At 40.8% G+C, this 17776-nt stretch carries 9 protein-coding genes and 1 pseudogene; 6 read left to right on the forward strand and 4 right to left on the reverse strand.

Annotated features, from left to right (window positions below):
• Window positions 1-4 precede the first annotated feature (4 nt).
• The 3 genes and pseudogenes from ACNOGP_RS06885 to ACNOGP_RS06895 form a co-directional block, all read right to left on the reverse strand.
• Window positions 5-628: an HAD family hydrolase gene (locus tag ACNOGP_RS06885; RefSeq protein WP_143865310.1), complete on the reverse strand. Its 624-nt coding sequence runs from the start codon at window positions 626-628 to the stop codon at window positions 5-7.
• Window positions 618-3323, reverse strand: coding sequence for a calcium-translocating P-type ATPase, PMCA-type (locus ACNOGP_RS06890; protein ID WP_418214395.1), 2706 nt, complete (start codon window positions 3321-3323; stop codon window positions 618-620). The genes ACNOGP_RS06885 and ACNOGP_RS06890 overlap by 11 nt, the downstream gene beginning before the upstream one ends.
• A gap of 108 nt (window positions 3324-3431) precedes the next feature.
• Window positions 3432-3914: pseudogene (locus ACNOGP_RS06895) on the reverse strand (hypothetical protein); the annotation flags it as partial.
• 223 nt (window positions 3915-4137) lie between these two features.
• On the opposite strand from ACNOGP_RS06895, the gene rd reads away from it, so the two are divergent.
• On the forward strand, window positions 4138-4302 hold the full coding sequence (rd, locus tag ACNOGP_RS06900; protein WP_007767584.1) for a rubredoxin: 165 nt from the start codon (window positions 4138-4140) through the stop codon (window positions 4300-4302).
• Window positions 4303-4398: 96 nt separating this feature from the next.
• On the opposite strand, the gene ACNOGP_RS06905 is transcribed toward rd, so the two are convergent.
• On the reverse strand, window positions 4399-6096 hold the full coding sequence (locus ACNOGP_RS06905; RefSeq protein WP_186968527.1) for a Na/Pi cotransporter family protein: 1698 nt from the start codon (window positions 6094-6096) through the stop codon (window positions 4399-4401).
• 83 nt (window positions 6097-6179) lie between these two features.
• Here ACNOGP_RS06905 and ACNOGP_RS06910 point away from each other — a divergent pair, with 83 nt between their 5' ends.
• The 5 genes from ACNOGP_RS06910 (at window position 6180) to ACNOGP_RS06930 (ending at window position 17767) form a co-directional block, all read left to right on the forward strand.
• The gene (locus ACNOGP_RS06910; RefSeq protein WP_143865298.1) at window positions 6180-7853 is read left to right on the forward strand and encodes a nucleoside kinase; all 1674 of its coding nucleotides are present in this window, start codon (window positions 6180-6182) and stop codon (window positions 7851-7853) included.
• Window positions 7854-7950: 97 nt separating this feature from the next.
• Complete coding sequence (locus tag ACNOGP_RS06915; protein WP_007767559.1) at window positions 7951-8352, forward strand: hypothetical protein; 402 nt, start codon at window positions 7951-7953, stop codon at window positions 8350-8352.
• A gap of 313 nt (window positions 8353-8665) precedes the next feature.
• Window positions 8666-10630 carry a beta-L-arabinofuranosidase domain-containing protein gene (locus ACNOGP_RS06920; protein ID WP_418214396.1) on the forward strand — a complete coding sequence of 655 codons (1965 nt, stop codon included), beginning with the start codon at window positions 8666-8668 and terminating at the stop codon, window positions 10628-10630.
• An 82-nt stretch (window positions 10631-10712) separates the two neighbouring features.
• On the forward strand, window positions 10713-14729 hold the full coding sequence (locus ACNOGP_RS06925) for a two-component regulator propeller domain-containing protein (RefSeq protein ID WP_418214397.1): 4017 nt from the start codon (window positions 10713-10715) through the stop codon (window positions 14727-14729).
• Between the two features lie 128 nt (window positions 14730-14857).
• A complete protein-coding gene (locus ACNOGP_RS06930; RefSeq protein WP_272719595.1) occupies window positions 14858-17767 on the forward strand; it encodes a SusC/RagA family TonB-linked outer membrane protein in 2910 nt (969 codons plus the stop codon).
• Window positions 17768-17776 lie beyond the last annotated feature (9 nt).

Here is a 17776-nt window from a genome sequence, read left to right on the forward strand (position 1 = left end):
GAATTTACTTGTTCTTAAAAAGGTGGCTCCAGTCTTCTCCGGCTTTGGGGGTATAAGTCGAGATACCGAGTTCTCGGGCTGCTTTGCAATTTATCTCAGAATCGTCAATGAAAAATGTTTCCTGCGGTTCGATGCCTGCATCTTCGATGACTGCTTTAAAAATTTCGGGCTCCGGCTTTACCAGATGCATTTCGTATGAGAGGTATGCCTTTTCAAAATAGTCCTCTGCTTTGAACGTACGGTATGGGAACGCATTCTCGCAAGCCCATTTCCAATGAATTTCATTCGTATTGCTAAGCAGATAGACTACATATTTTTCACGCAATTTCAAAAGTAAGTCAAGCTTGTATGTGGGGATGTCTATCAGGAAACTGTTCCAAGCCTCGTCGATTTGTTTGTCGCTGACTGCTTTACCGATCATTTCCCGCATCCCGTTCCTGAACTCTGCGGAAGTAATCAAGCCTTTTTCCTGTTGCATGAAGATACCGTTCAACTGTTGGATATTCAAACGTTCTTCTACATCCGTGAACCCTAATTTCTTAAAGTTCTCCATACATCGTTGGCGGTCGAGATTGATAAGTACACCGCCCAAATCAATAAGAAGGTTTTTGATCCCTTTATTTTTCATTTCTTTCTTTTTTGTGAATCATACGTTGAACAAGGCGAATAAGTTCTCCAACCCATAACACCATGGACGAAACGCCTATAATAAGAAGCCACGTCTGCCAGTCAAGCGGTTCTGTACGGAATACAGCTCCACCGAACTGTACGATCAGGAACTGTCCGACCAGGATGGCCAATACAATTAACTCCATCCCATACGATTTGGAAAGGCCTTTGAATGCCGAATCGGTAGTACCGAATACACGGGCATTGAACAGGTTCCAGAATTGCAGCATGACAAAGAAGGTAAAGAAAACGGTAAGATTGTGTATATCCATACCTTGTGTGCTGTGGTCGAAATAGTAGATCATTCCGAGCAGTATGATAAGGAAGACAGAACCTACACCTATTATATTAGACCGCATCGCTTTACTGATAATAAAGTCAGTGCTGCGACGGGGCTTTTCAAGCATAACGGTTTCACTTGGCGGAATAGAAGCCAAAGCTAGAGCGGCGAAAGTGTCCATGATCAGATTTACCCATAACATCTGTGTTACGGTCAACGGCAGTTCCGTGCCTATCACCGAACCGAGCAGGACAATCAATAGCGCGACAAAATTGATAGTCAACTGGAATACGATGAAACGCTGGATGTTCTTATACAGTGAACGTCCCCACATCACGGCGGTTCCGATACTGTTGAACGAATCATCGAGAAGGGTAATGTCGCTGGCCTCTTTGGCAACGGAAGTACCTGTTCCCATTGACAGGCCTACTTGGGCATGATTCAAAGCCGGAGCGTCATTGGTTCCGTCGCCGGTCACGGCTACTACCGCCCCTTTCTGTTGGAGCAACTGCACCAGACGTTGTTTATCCGTAGGACGGGCACGGGACATGATTTTAAGATCCATCACACGGTCCAATGCTTCCTCATCACTCAACTCGGAGAAAGCAACTCCGGTGATGCGATTCCGCTCCGTATCCGTTTCCGGATTCCAAAGACCGATCTGACGTGCGATTTCCGTAGCGGTTCCCGGAGTATCACCGGTCACAATCTTGATTCCTATACCTGCCGACTGACATTTGGCAACTGCGGCCGGCACATCCGGACGAATCGGGTCGGAGATGGCTACGATACCTAAGAAGTTTAGGTCGTTGGCCGATACCAATGCCGTGCAGTCGTCCGGTTCATTCTCTTCTACAATCTTGAAAGCGAATCCCAATGTGCGCATGGCCATGTTCTGGTAGTTCAGCAGTTGTGCTTCAACTGTCGAACGATATTCGGTAGCGTCTACCTGCTGTCCGTCCAACATGACTTTTCTACACTTCCCGAGCACTATCTCCGGAGCACCTTTTATATAGAGAATTTTCTTTCCCAGCAAGGCCGACTCTACAAGCGTTGCCATAAACTTCCGTTCTGTGGAGAAAGTCAGCTGATCGAGGATCTGTGCGTTTTCACGGAGTTTCAGATAATTTCTTCCTTGACTATTGAGCCATAGCAATAGCGCTACTTCGGTGGGATTTCCCACACCTTTCGGCTTTTCACCGGTACCGGTCTCTTCAAGAAAAGCAGTAGAATTGGCGCTGATACCTTCGGTGATAAGTTTGCTGATATCGTCGTCGGATAATTCGCTGCCGTTCTTTAAACCATAGAAGTTGGGCTCGTGCACTTGCATCAGGTTTTGCGTCAGTGTACCCGTCTTGTCCGTACATATCACGGTGATGGCCCCCATTGTTTCGCAAGCGTGCATCTTGCGTACCAGGTTATTGGTAGCAAGCATACGGCGCATATTCAACGCCAGACTGAGCGTGACACTCATTGGTAATCCTTCGGGGACGGCCACTACTATCAAGGTGACAGCCATCATGAAATATTTGAGAGTCCGTTCAAAAACCGGCAACCATTCGTGCCACCCGTTCAATGCTCCGAAGTCGAAGTAGAGCAGTACATCTTTGACAAAGAAAATAAGGAAAGCGAGTCCGGCAACCGTAAAACCGATCTTTCCGATCAGGTTGGCAAGCTTGGTCAACTGTATGTTTAACGGAGTCGGTTCGAGCTTCTCTTCGGTACTTTGGCGAGCTACCTTTCCAATCTCAGTAGCATCGCCTACGTGGAGAACGCGCATCGTGCCGTGACCGTCGACTACGGTAGTGCCTCGCATTACCAGATTGGAAGCGTACGTCGCTTCTTCATCGAAGTCCGCTTTTATGGTTGTTTTGTTGATAACAGGTTCCCCCGTCAGGTTCGATTCATTTACCTGTAAAGAAATGGCTTCGAGCAACTCTCCGTCCGCAGGAATCTCTTCGCCTGTTTCCAGAATAACGATATCACCTACTACTATATCTTTGCGTGGGATTTCCTGTACACGACCGTTCCGGATGACTTTAACTAAAGTCTCTTCATTGACCGCATTCAGTAAGTCGAATTTCTTGTTCGCATCATATTCGAAGAAGAAACCAATTCCGGTGGCCAACAAGATAGCGGCTATAATTCCGATAGTTTCGGCATATTCATTCTCGATGATAGAAATGATTAACGAGAATGCCGCCGCTACCAACAGTACACGTACAACAGGGTCTTCGAATTTCTCTAAATACAGCTTCCACAGAGAGGGACGCTTGGGAGGTGTTAGCAGGTTGGCGCCGTTCTTTTCCCTACTTTGTAGGACTTCATTATCAGTAAGTCCTATGTGATAGATATCATCTTTATTTGTACTCATGCAGATACATGCGTTTAGTTTGAGTTGCAAAAGTACAATATAAAATTGTGATTGACTGTTTAATTAAAACTTTTTATGAAGTTGGATTTATTACTGTGATTTTCCGTTATCGGCTTTCTCTTTGGCAAGTTCCAACTCTTTTTCCGTATTCTTCAAGCGGGTGATGTCATGCACGGTGAGTACCATGTTTTCTTCATCATTCAGAAGAAAGTAGGAGCCGGATATGATAGCATCGCATTCAACGGCCTGATCATCGGCTGTTACAACCGTCAGTGCCGCTTCGAGATCGGTGAAACTTTTTTTGTGTTCGAAAGCCTGACGGATGGCTTGGCGTATCGGACAAAAGCCGCAAAGATCGTGCGTGCCGCAACCTCCTTGAGAGGATAAGGCATTACGGCATTGTAACAAGTCACCCACTCTTTTTTCTTCCAGCCCTTTTCTTGTCCCTGTCTTTTGATAGTAATTGGTCTTGAGCACTTTGAAATCATTATCTATCAGCAGGATGTAGGCGTGTACATTCTTTAGAATAGCGCTGGTGATATGATTGGTGCGGTCTAATTTCCTGGATTCCCGGAATAATCGTTTTTGTATCCGAAGACATTTCTTTCGCTCCCATAAGAAGCTGACTAATAGTATAATGGATAAGACTATAAAAGTGGATGATAATGCGATGAGCATGGCTGGTATCTTTGTTTTAGTTTGATGAATCTAGCTACAAAGATAGTTTTTTCTTTCAATATTTGAATAAAGTGTTGAACAAATATATTGCTTTATGTGTTTTATTATACAGAAAACCAATAAAAAGACGAACATTATGAAGAAGTACATTTGCACGGTCTGTGAATATATTTACGACCCTGAACAAGGAGATCCGGAAAGCGGAATTGAACCGGGAACTGCGTTTGAAGACATTCCGGAAGATTGGACGTGTCCTCTGTGCGGAGTTGGAAAGGAAGATTTCGAACCGTACGAAGGTTAAAATTAAAAGAGAGAGAATTTATTGAGAGAAAAATGAGAGTGTGTCAAAACGGAGATTATTCATTATGACACATTCTCATTCTTTTTCTATAATCCATTAAGAAGCTTTCTTCTCTTTTACATCACTGCTGGCTTCTACCACATTTACTACATAGTCACCCAGTTTCTCGCATTCGGCGATAATATCCATATAGTAAACTCCCATCTGATAATCATATTCTTTGTTGTTTACGTCCAGAATATTCTGGTTCTTCAGTTGGTTTCGGTAGTTATTGATTTCATTTTCAATGTTGAACGACTTGTTGATGTCGATGCTCTGATGTTCCGGTTTCTCCACCACTACGATCATCTGTGCGAGCGCATCGTCAGTCAGCTTCATCATGAAATGGATATGCTCATATTGTTTCTCGGTAAAGTCTTGATTGGTCTGGCGTTTACGGTTGATAGTACGTGCCAGATTATAACAACTGTCACCGATACTTTCGATTTCCGTCACCTCCCGCAACATGGCACGTATCTGCAATTTACTTTCCGAACTTAAGCGTCCTTCAGAAACCTGATTCAGATAATTGGCAATTTCAAGTTCCATGTTATCACTGATATTTTCATATTTTTCTATACGGCTAAATACTTTATTGAAATCATCATCCTTTTCTGTGTGTAGCAGATCTTGCACCATGCCGAACATACGATGGGTACGCTCTGCAAAGAGATGGATTTCTTTACGTGCCTGAAGTATAGAGAGCTCTGCAGTGGAAAGCATACCTCCGGTGATGAAGCGCAATCGTGGTTCTTCGTCCTCTTCTTTCGGGTGGATGAGAGCGCATACGGTACGTTCAATCAATTTCACACCCCATATCAGGATACATACGTTACAGATGTTGAAGATAGAGTGGAAAGCCGACAACTTGTAGGAGATGGCGACTTCCGGATCGCTGCTTTGGAAGAAAGTGTCTACTACCCAGTTAACCATCTGCATGAAAGGATGGAAAATAATCAGCACCCAGATAACACCGAATACATTGAATACAAAATGGGCCAATGCTGCCCGCTTAGCCTGTGTGTTGGCTGTCAATGCGGCGAGATTGGCGGTGATGGTTGTTCCGATATTTTCACCCAATACGAGGGCAGCTCCCAATTCCAGGCTGATCCAGCCGTTGGCACACATGATTAGCGTGATTGCCATCGTAGCGGCGGAGGCCTGTACGATCATGGTCAGTATAGTACCGATGAATAAGAACAGGAGGATGGAGAAAAATCCCATATCCGTATAGTTCTGTACAAAGGCAAGCATTTCCGGATTGGCGTTCAAGTCGGGAGCATTGGCTTTCAAGTAAGAAAGTCCCATAAATAAGAAAGAGAAACCGAAAATGAATTCACCGACGGATTTGCGGTTACTTTTGCCTGAGAAGATAAGCGGAAGGGCAATGGCCAGAAGTGGAAGGGCGAATGCAGCCATGTCAACCTTAAATCCGAAAATAGAAATAATCCAGGCGGTTACGGTAGTACCGATATTGGCGCCCATAATGACGCTGATGGATTCGGCAAGAGTGAGCAGTCCTGCATTAACGAAACTTACGACCATTACAGTCGTTGCTGAAGAGGACTGGATAAGGGCTGTGATTAGCACACCTGTTAAAACACCCGTTACCCGATTGGTAGTCATTGCCGTCAAGATACTTCGTAGCCTGTCACCCGCGACCTTTTGCAAGCCCTCGCTCATGATCTTCATTCCGTACAAGAAGAGTCCCAGTGAACCGATGAGCTTTAAAAAATCATAAAAAGAATATTCCATCTATAATATTTTTAATGGTTATTTGTTCTCAATCTGATTATAAGTATATTTAGTCCCATAATATTCACCTTTTAACGAACTCGATGAAACAGATGTTACAAATATGTTGCAAAAATAATAATATTTCTAAAGAATTCCCTATCGGGAGCTCACTTTTGGATATTTATTACGGTTTTAATCTTAATTTTCCTTACCAGGTGGTTAGCGCCAAAGTCAATAACCGATCTGAAGGGCTTAATTTCAGAGTCTATAATAATAAGGATATAGAGTTTCTGGATGTGCGTGACCAGTCCGGTATGCGGACTTATGTCCGTTCGCTTTGCTTTGTACTGTTCAAGGCTGTCACGGAACTGTTCCCGGAAGGAAAATTGTTTGTAGAGCACCCTGTTTCAAAAGGATATTTTTGCAATTTGCGGATTGGGCGTCCTGTGGAGCTGGAAGACGTGATGCGTATCAAGCAGCGTATGCAGGAAATTATTGCTGAGGATATTCCTTATCATCGCATTGAATGCCATACAACTGAGGCTGTGCGTATTTTCAGCGAACGGGGAATGAATGATAAGGTCAGATTGCTAGAAACTTCCGGTTCTCTCTATACCTATTATTATACGTTGGGAGATACGGTTGATTATTACTATGGTAATCTGCTGCCCAGCACCGGATATCTGAAGCTGTTCGACATTGTGAAATATTACGATGGATTACTTCTTCGCATTCCGAGCCGTGAGAATCCGGAAGTCTTGGAAGATGTCGTGAAGCAGGAGAAGATGCTGGATGTCTTTAAGGAATATCTGAATTGGAGCTATATCATGGGGCTTAACAATGCGGGTGATTTCAATCTGGCATGTGAAGTAGGACACGCGACGGATTTGATAAACGTTGCGGAAGCATTGCAGGAAAAGAAGATTGCTCAGATTGCTGATACCATCTTCCATCGGGGAGAAAACGGAAACCGGGTGAAACTGGTGCTGATAGCCGGACCGTCTTCTTCGGGAAAGACTACTTTCAGCAAACGCCTTTCTATTCAGCTTATGACGAACGGGTTAAAGCCGTATCCTATCTCTCTCGATAATTATTTTGTAGACCGTGAAGATACGCCGTTGGATGAGAACGGAAACTATGATTATGAATCGCTTTACGCGCTCGACTTGGAACTGTTTAATCGGCAGTTGCAGGCATTGCTTCGTGGAGAGGAGGTGGAACTTCCCCGTTTTAATTTCTCACTCGGAAAGAAAGAGTATAAGGGTGATAAACTGAAAATTGAAGATAATACGATTTTAATCCTGGAAGGTATTCATGCCTTAAATCCCGAGCTTACTCCTCATATTCCGGCAGAACGGAAGTTCAAGATTTATGTTTCTGCGTTGACGACTATTTCGTTGGACGATCACAACTGGATTCCGACAACGGACAATCGTTTGTTACGCCGTATTATCCGTGATTTCAATTATCGGGGATATTCTGCCCGTGAGACAATCTCGCGTTGGCCTAGTGTGCGTGCGGGTGAAGACAAGTGGATCTTCCCTTATCAGGAAAATGCAGATGTAATGTTTAACTCGGCACTGCTTTTCGAGTTTGCCGTGCTTCGTCTCCATGCCGAGCCTATATTGATGGGAGTACCGCGTAATTGTCCCGAATATTGCGAGGCTTATCGGTTATTGAAGTTTATCAAATATTTCGTTCCCGTACAGGATAAGGAAATTCCGCCGACTTCTTTGCTTCGCGAATTTCTTGGGGGAAGCAGCTTTAAATATTAAGTGGAAAGAGGGTGTGTATAATGATATTAAACGCTAAAAGCCTAAACCTTTGATTTCATATTCTGTTAAGTAGATTATATACAAAAATAGTAAGAGTATGATTTTTTATAATAATCTTTTGGCAAAATGGTTCTTAGGAAAAGGAAAGAAGCATTGTTTTATGTTGGGTGGTCTTTTTTTTACCCGATATAAATATTTGGAGATTTGGGAAGATATGGAAGTCAGAATCCATGCAAGGCAGTTCTGGGAATGCTTCTTGTTGACGTTGCTACCCGCTTTGGTCTTGTCGTTGTTCTTCTCATGGTGGTGGATGTTGCTTCCCTTTGCGACTTACCATATCTTTTATTGGTTGGAAAAGTCGTTCCGTCCTCACTCTGTCTTTGATTGGGAGGCACTGGAGAATTGTGGTGATACACTTTATCTTAGAAAAAGGAAGGCGTATGCCTGGATGAGGTGGTATGGAAAGAAAGTATTACCTTTATCCGATTGGGATGATTGACAACAAACAAGTAAACAAATAAAAAGCCCTTTGGTCTCTTCATGGAAGACAAAGAGCTTTTTATTTATTCTCCCCCTTTGATAACTCTTCTTTAGCCCTTGTTATTTCCCTTTTGAGCCGTTTGTCCATCCTATTGAATGGTTAGTCCATTCGATTCAGAAGTATAAGCCCTATTTTTGCTCCTATCAAAAAAACGATAATACATAATTCTAATATTAAATTGATAAGGTATATTATGAAACTATTTAGTTTAGGTATCATTGTGGGTGGTTTATCACTTTTGTGTTTTGGTTGTACACGAACAGAAAAAGCTATGACAAAACAACAAGGGTTTAATCGTGCACCATTAGTCATGAATCGGTTTGCAGAACTACCCTTGGGAAGTATTTCGCCGAAAGGATGGATCAAAGAAATGTTGATAAGGCAAAAAGAGGGAGCTACCGGAAACTTGGATGTACTCTATCCTGAGGTGATGGGAGCTAGAAATGGGTGGCTCGGAGGAGACGGAGATCAATGGGAACGTGGTCCTTATTGGATTGATGGTTTGCTTCCTTTAGCCTATATTCTGAAAGATTCAGCTTTGATTGCAAAGACAAAGCCTTGGGTGGAATGGGCCTTACATAGTCAAAAGGAAAATGGATATTTTGGTCCTGAGAAAGATTATCCTTTCGAAATCGGTCTGCAAAGGGATAATTGTCAGGATTGGTGGCCTAGAATGGTCGTTCTTAAAATCCTACAGCAGTATTATTCGGCTACAAATGACCAAAGAGTAATAGACTTCATGACGAAATATTTCGACTACCAGCTCAAAAATCTGAAAGAAACGCCGTTGGATAAGTGGACTTTCTGGGCAAGAATGCGTGGTGGTGATAATTTGATGATGATATATTGGCTTTATAATATAACAGGAAATAATGATCTGCTGACATTGGGTAAATTAGTTTATGAACAAACGGAGCCCTATACTGATTTATTTCTTAAACGTGAGATGTTGAGGAAAGTAGGGACTATACATGGAGTCAATCTGGCGCAAGGCATAAAGACTCCTATTGTATATTATCAAGCAGATCCTCAAGCAAAATATTTGGAAGCTTTGGATATAGCCCTTGATGATCTTCGTGATTTTCAGGGTTATCCTATCGGTATGTTCAGTGTGGATGAGGCAATTCATGGTAATGACCCGACACAAGGTATAGAATTGTGTGGAATTGTGGAGTTTATGTTCTCTTTAGAAACTATGTATAAAATAACTGGAAATCCGCGTTTTGCAGAATTATTGGAAAAAGTAACCTATAACGCTCTGCCGGCACATGTAGATGACCATTTTCAGACTCGGCAATATTTTCAACAAGTTAACCAAATAGAATTGTCACAATATCAGCGGAATTTTGATGTCAATCATTCTGGATTAGACAATTGTTTTGGTTTGTTGACTGGTTATCCTTGTTGTACGTCAAATATGCATCAGGGATGGCCTAAGTTTGTGCAAAACTTATGGTATGCTACGATTGATAAAGGCATTGCTGCGACATTGTATGCTCCTTCGGAAGTGGTTACACAGGTGGGTGATGACGTAAACGTACATATAATAGAAGATACTAGTTATCCGTTCGGTGAACAAATAACATTTACTGTTGCAGATATTAGTAAGGAAACTACTTTTCCGTTTGTTTTTAGAATACCTGCATGGAGTACTGAAAACATAGTAAAAGTTAATGGTGAACAGGTTTCGTATACGGCTGATTCAGATAATTTGGTTACTATCATGAGAACGTGGAAACAAGGAGATCAATTAGATATAACATTTACTCCTGAAGTAAGGTTGAGCGTTTGGAAAGAAAATTCACGCAGTGTGGAGAGAGGACCTCTTGTTTATGCACTTAAAATAGATACGGAGCAACAGAAAGTAGAGAATGGAGCAGAGGGGCTTAGTTATTATCAGCATATAGCCAAGACCCCTTGGAATTATGCACTGATTGAAACTACTAAAGAGAATATGCAGGTGCACTACAAAATAGATTTGAGTAAAGTGGGCGAAGTCAATAAGGAAAATAACTACCCTTGGAATGTAGCTAATGCCCCTATCACTATAAAGACAAAGGCGAGGCTTATGCCAAATTGGAAATCGTACAACAAAAGTGCTGGCCCTTTACCATATACAGTGATGTATGGTGCTGAAGTTGCTGAAGAAATAGAGAATATTGAGTTGATTCCTTATGGCTGTACTACGCTCAGGATTACAGAATTTCCCCAAATTGGAGAGTACAGTCCTGAATGACACTTAAAAGTATGCTTGAAAAATAATCAGCATAACTATTTTTAATATCTTTGGCTATGAAAACATAAAACTATGATAATTGATGAGACTACGTATTATTTTTGTATTTACAATACTCTTTTACCATATAGGAATCTGGGCTGGAGATATGTCTTTTAGACATATCTCCAGTGGGGAAGGGCTTAAATATACTTGGGTATGGAATATCTTTAAAGATAGTAGAGGGTATATGTGGTTTTCTACAACTTATGGTGCCTATCGCTATAATGGATATAGTTTTGAAGAGTATACTTTCAAATACTTAGAGAACGATTTTCGGTCAAAGATATACTTCGTTTATGAAGATTCTAAAAACAACCTGTGGTTCGGTACGGATCATGGGTTGTACCTTTATAACAGGTTGTCTAATCAATATATCCGATATAGCGATGAAAAAGAATCTCCTATTGGTCTATCTTCCAATATCATACTTTGCATGAAAGAAGATATAGATGGCATTATTTGGGTAGGAACAGATCGGGGAATTAATAAATTAGATATTGTAGCCGGTACAAATGTTGTTTATCAAAGTCTGTATGATTCAACAGATGCTCGTGTTACTAATCTTATTTATACTATATTATTAGATACAGACCGAAATTTGTGGATAGGGGGTGGAAATGGGTTGGTATCGAAGTATGATCGTGAACGGAAAGAGTTTAAAACTTTATCTTATGAGCAGCTTCCTTGTCGCGAGAATATCAACAAACTGTATGAGGATGAAAACAAGAAACTTTGGGTTGGAAGTAATGGGGATGGAGCTTTCCAACTGGATAAGCAAACATTACATTCTGTTCATTATTGTGAAGAAAAGCACAACCTTTCTAATAATATAGTCCGTGATTTTAGTACAGATGTGAAAGGTAATATCTGGATAGGAACAGAAAAAGGCATTACAGTTTGTAACCGGATAGGAGCAGAATATGTATATGCTAAAAGCACACAGACAGACGGGCTGTCTGATAATGCTATTTATTGCATTTATGTAGATGAAAAGAAGAATATGTGGATAGGCACTTTCTTCGGAGGAGTGAATGTGCATTATGCCCATTCGGGACTTTTCCACACAGTGGCTGCTAATAAAGGGGAGTATTCAATCCAACAGGGGGCCATTAGTTCCATTCTTTGTGAAAAAGAAAAAATTTTTGTAGGGACAGAAAACTACGGATTATTTGTTCTTAATATGAATCATGATTTGGTAGGTATGTTAAATACGGATAATAGTAATATCAGCAGTAACAATATACATTCACTCTGCGTTGACAATCTGCAGAATCTTTGGATTGGCACTTATTATGGTGGAGTGAATCTTCTTTCCAAAGGTAGTTCTTTATTCAAGCATTATCGACAACACATTCAGAACTCGAAGAATATCTCATACAATAATGTATATTGTATATTGCAAGATAGTAAGGGAACAATCTGGGTGGGGACACAATTTGGTGGATTGTGTGTATATAATCCCGTTACCCACACCATTGAACGTGCTGCTGTAGAGTTACCTACCGATCTTTTTGTCTGGGATTTATTGGAAGATAGACGTGGTAATATATGGATTGCTTCTTATAATTACGGAGTCTTCTTATTGGATAAATCACAGAATTACAAAGTTGTAGCATTACCGGAACAGGTTTACAACAATATAACCCTTCGTGAGTTGAATGACGGCAGAATAGCTGTCGGTTCGGAAAATACTGGGCTTGCTATTATCAATCCTGCCGATTTGTCTATTTGTCGATATACTGAGAAAAATGGTTTGTGCGATAATACAATATATGCCATTTTGCAAGATAAAAATAATCAGATTTGGTTGTCTACTAATCAGGGGTTGTGTAAATGTAATCCTGATTTCTCTCTTTTTACGCATTATACCATTAATGACGGTCTGCCTACGAACCGTTTCAATTATAAAGCAGGGGCAAATATCGGAAGTAAACTTTATTTCGGGAGTACTGAAGGATTAGTTGTGGTAGAACCGGAACAGGAAAAAAATGACTCGTATATCTATCCGATATGGTGGAATAATTTTTATATTAATGGTGAGAAACAAGCAATAGGGAAAGACAATGTATTACATCAGGATTTGAATATCATAGATGAAATATGCCTGGATTATCGCAATACCTCTTGGGGGGTTGACTTTACGTGTAACGTGTTTGAACCTTACAATCGCCCGCAGTTTGCTTACCAACTTTCCGGTCAGGATGAACGATGGCATAAATTGGGCAGCAAAACCAGGATCGACTTTACGGGATTGAATTATGGACACTATCAGTTGAGCATCTGCACGGTAGATAAAGAAGGAAATCTAGCTGATAACAAGCGCACTCTAAATGTCTATATCCGTCCTCCTTGGTGGCAGCGGCTTCCTGCAAAACTATCGTTTACACTGATTCTTTTAGGCTCGGCTTTTTATTTAATTTTCCTTTTGTTTGCCAATGCCCGAAGTAAACATGCACTTGCATTGGAAAAGTTGGAAAGGAAAAAAGATCAGGAAATAAACGAACTGAAATTCAAGTTCTTTGTGAATATATCTCATGAATTTAAAACTCCTCTTTCTCTTATATTAGGTCCTATCAATCAATTTATGGAGAATCGCGTGAAGGAGTCAAATGCTGACCATTATTATAATATAATCAAGAAGAATGCGGATAAACTGTTGAATCTCATTAATGAGTTGCTGGCCTTCAGAGAATTAGAACATCTGAAACTGCACATAGAGCCTATTCAATACGAGCAGTTTATAGCCTCTGTGTTACATAAGCATACACTGATGTTTGAATCTAAAGGAATTCATGTCGAAGTAAAAGGATTTGAAGAAGATGTGATGATTCATGCCGATGCAGATAAGTTGGAAAAAATTTTCGACAACCTTCTATCGAATGCCTATAAATATACCAATCAGAATGGCATCATTTCTGTTGAAGTGAAGTCTGATGTCAGGCAGGTAACTACCACACTTACCAATACAGGAGACGGTATCGATCCGAAAAAAATGCCGTTCATATTCGAACGTTTCTTTACCAATAGCTCCTATGACAGATATTCGTCCGGTGTCGGACTTTCCTATGTGAAGTCATTGGTGGAGATGCATGGGGGAGTAATCACAGCGACCTCATTGCCCCAAGAGACAACTAGTTTTTGTTTTTCTATACCGCTTCGTGATAATTTGGCACAGGCAGCACCTAGAGCGGTGGTCGATTACAGATTGGACGTCTTTTCAGAGAATCCCTATCAGAATGTTGATAATGAGGGGTTCACTGATCCGGAGTTTATAAAAATGTGTGAGAGTACTCATGTACTCGTAGCAGAAGATGACCAGGACTTGCGGGAGATTATTACCGATTATCTGTCAGCTTCATTCAAGGTTTCGGTAGTGGATAGCGCTGAGGCTGCAATCTCTTTTATTGCAGAACAGAAAGTGGATATTATTGTAAGTGATGTGAAGATGAAAGAGATGAGTGGATACGATTTATGCAAGACTTTGAAAAGTAATATCGAAACGAGTCATATTAGAGTAATCTTAATGACCGTATTATCGGAGGATAGTTATAAATATTCCGGATATAAGTCGGGAGCAGATGCCTATATGACCAAACCTTTTGAGTTGTCCCTGTTGGAACTGCGGATTAGAAATCTACTTTATAATAGTTTTAAGGCGAAACAAAAATATAAGATTGATATTGATTTGTCTAATGTGGAAGTTACTCACTCAAATTCGGATGAAGAATTTTTGAATAAAGCTGTGGCCATTGTGTTTAAACATTTGGCCGATACGGAACTCAATGTTGATTTCCTGTGTAACGAACTGGGTATGAGTAAAGCCTCCCTTTACCGTAAACTACATGCTATTACTGGACAGTCTATCAATGAGTTTATTCAGAATATACGTTTGAAGTATGCTGCCCGTTTACTGATAGAGACGGATAAGACGGTTGCTGAAATAGCATATGACGTGGGATTCTCTGATTCTTATTATTTTAGTCGTGCATTTAAAAAATGTTTCGGACAGTCTCCCAAGCAGTGGCGTGAATCAGGCATAATGTCCGAAAATGGCTGAAAAAACTCATAAATAGCTCCTTTAGAGGTATTATCCATCCATTTGAAATAATTGTCCATCCTCTAAAATGTACAAATGTCTAAGTTTGCGGAGTAAACAATACATCTTATTAACAAAAACTAGTACATATGATTGGAACATTGGAACTTAAAAAAATCATGTTAAGTGTTTTTCTGTTTTGGGTTGCCGTAAGTATATCGGCACAAGGCAGGAAAGTATCAGGAACAGTGAGAGATGCTGACGGCAGTAGCCTTCCCGGAGTGACAGTAGTCGAAAAAGGAACGACCAACGGGGTTAGCACTGACCTCGACGGGGCTTTTACGTTAACATTGACAGGTGTAAATCCTGTGCTTGTATTTTCTTCAATAGGTTATGTGACAATAGAAAAAACAGTGACATCTTCGCAAACAAATCTTCAGATCAGAATGTCGGAGGATGTCACTGTACTTGACGATGTCGTAGTAGTGGGATACGGAACAGTCAAAAGAAGCACTTTGACTAATGCCGTATCTTCTGTCAACAGCGATCAGTTCGTGCAGGGGGCTGTTACTTCTCCGCTTCAGTTGTTACAAGGTAAGGTCGCGGGTTTAGCCATTAATACCACTTCGGGAGACCCGAATGATAGTGGTATTCAGCTTATGTTGCGCGGTGTATCCACACTCACGGGCAATCAGCAGCCTCTTGTTGTTATTGATGGAGTACCTGGTACATTAAATAATGTATCGGTAGATGATATTGAGACGATTGATGTCTTGAAAGATGGTTCGGCCGCTGCCATTTATGGCACACGGGGAACGAATGGAGTTATTTTGATTACAACCAAAAAAGGAAGTACAGGGAAGGCGACCGTATCTTATCACGGCTATCTTAGTCTCGAACAAATTTCTAATGAAATAGATGTCCTTTCTCCTGATGAATTTCGTAGACTGCCGGAGTTGACGGACGGATTGGTCTCCGTTATTAACGATGGAGGGGCAAATACTGTATGGAAAGATAAGGTATTCCGGGATGCTTGGAGTCATACTCATCATATCTCCTTGCAGGGTGGAGATGTACAAACCAATTATTATGCCAGTGTGAATTACCGGAAGCGGGAAGGTATTATGAAAAATACTGACCAGGAAAGGACTACTTTTAAAATAGGGCTGGACCGTAGTTTTTTTGATGGAAAATTGTCAGTAGGCGGAGATATTAATTATGTGATAGTAAAAGGTTCGGCAGTCGATCAGGGAGCAGTCTATTTTGCTACGCTAACGGGAAATCCGACAAATCCGGTATACGATGCAAATACGGGGAAATATTCTACTTTCTATGAAGTAGAGAATCCGGTAAGATTGATAAATGAATACCAGAAAGACTTGAAATGGAATGAGTTCACCTCTACCGGCAAGATTGTCTACCGACCGATAGAAGAACTGTCATTAACTGCATTGGGAAGCCTGCGGACTTACAATAATAATAACGGAACATTTGCTACCCGTAATTACGATGACATACACGATGGACAAGTGTGGCGTGAAGCGATGTATAATGAATCAAAGACATTAGAACTGTACGGACAATATTCTAAAGCAATCAAACAACACGATTTCAGTATACTTGGGGGATATAGTTATAATGATTTTGAAGAACAGAATTTTAATCTGTACAATTATAATTATCCGACAGATGCTCTAGGCTATGCGAAACCAGGTTTAGGAATGGCGCTAAAAGAAGGACTTGCATCTATGGACGGACATAAGTTTATGAACAAACTGATCTCCTTCTTTGGACGCGTGAATTACAATTATGATGAGAAATATCTGTTTTCGGGCAGTTTACGTTATGAAGGTTCCAGCAAATTTGGTAAAAACCACCAATGGGGTTTGTTTTATGCGGCATCTGGGGCATGGCGTATTTCACAGGAGAAGTTTATGCAGAATATCAAATTTGTCAATGAACTAAAATTGAAAGTTGGATATGGTGTAACGGGCATTGAACCGACAAATCCTTATCAATCTCATTTGCGCTATGCATTCGGTGATCCGGTCTTGATCAACGGACAATGGGTGCGAACAGTGGCTCCGACAGAAAATGCCAATCCTGATTTAAAGTGGGAAGAAAAACATGAGTTAAATATTGGTTTGGATTTTGCCTTGTTTAAGAACCGCCTTTCAGGTTCTGTTGACTATTATCGGAGAGAGACTAGAGACCTGTTATATACATACAATGTACCGGTACCTCCTAATTTGGCTTCCACTACGTTGGCCAATGTCGGTACGGTGGAAAACTCCGGGATAGAAGCCGTATTATCAGGACTAGTTGTTAATAATCGGGATTGGAAGTTGAATTTGACAGCTAACTTTTCTTATAATACTAACAAATTGAAGAAACTATCGAATGAGAAATACCAAAGAGACTTTCTTGAGTTAGGCTCTACAGGTGCACCTGTACAAAAATCCACCCATCTGGTAAAAGAAGGCGGAGCTATTGGTAATTTCTATGGATGGAAAAGTGTAGGTATGACGGAAAGTGGTGAGTGGATTATTGAAGGAGGAGAATATGGTGATAATAGTAGTCGTACTGTGCTTGGAAATGGTATCCCTACAATGAGAGCAGGGTTTACAGCTGCATTATCCTACAAAAATTTTGATTTGACAGTATCACTTCGCGGAGCATTTGACTATCAGATATTAAATCAATATCGTATGTTGTATGAAACATTTGAAAAGGGAACGCAATTTAATTATCCGAAAACCTTATTGGATAAGGTTTATGGACAGTATGTAAGGAAGTCACCGGCTTATGTAAGTTATTATATTGAAAATGGTGATTATGTGAAGATTGATAATGTAACATTAGGATATAATTTCAAGCTGAAGTCTTCGGTTCTGCAAAATCTGAGGGTTTATCTTTCGGGGTTGAACCTTTATACATTTACCGGATATAAAGGTGTAGATCCGGAAGTCAACTTCAACGGATTGACTCCGGGTATGGATTATTATACCGGATATCCAACAACGAGAACATTTTCACTTGGAGTAAAAATAGAATTTTAATACTGAATG

The sequence above is a fragment of the Bacteroides difficilis genome (assembly GCF_048319815.1).
Taxonomy (GTDB): domain Bacteria; phylum Bacteroidota; class Bacteroidia; order Bacteroidales; family Bacteroidaceae; genus Bacteroides; species Bacteroides zhangwenhongii.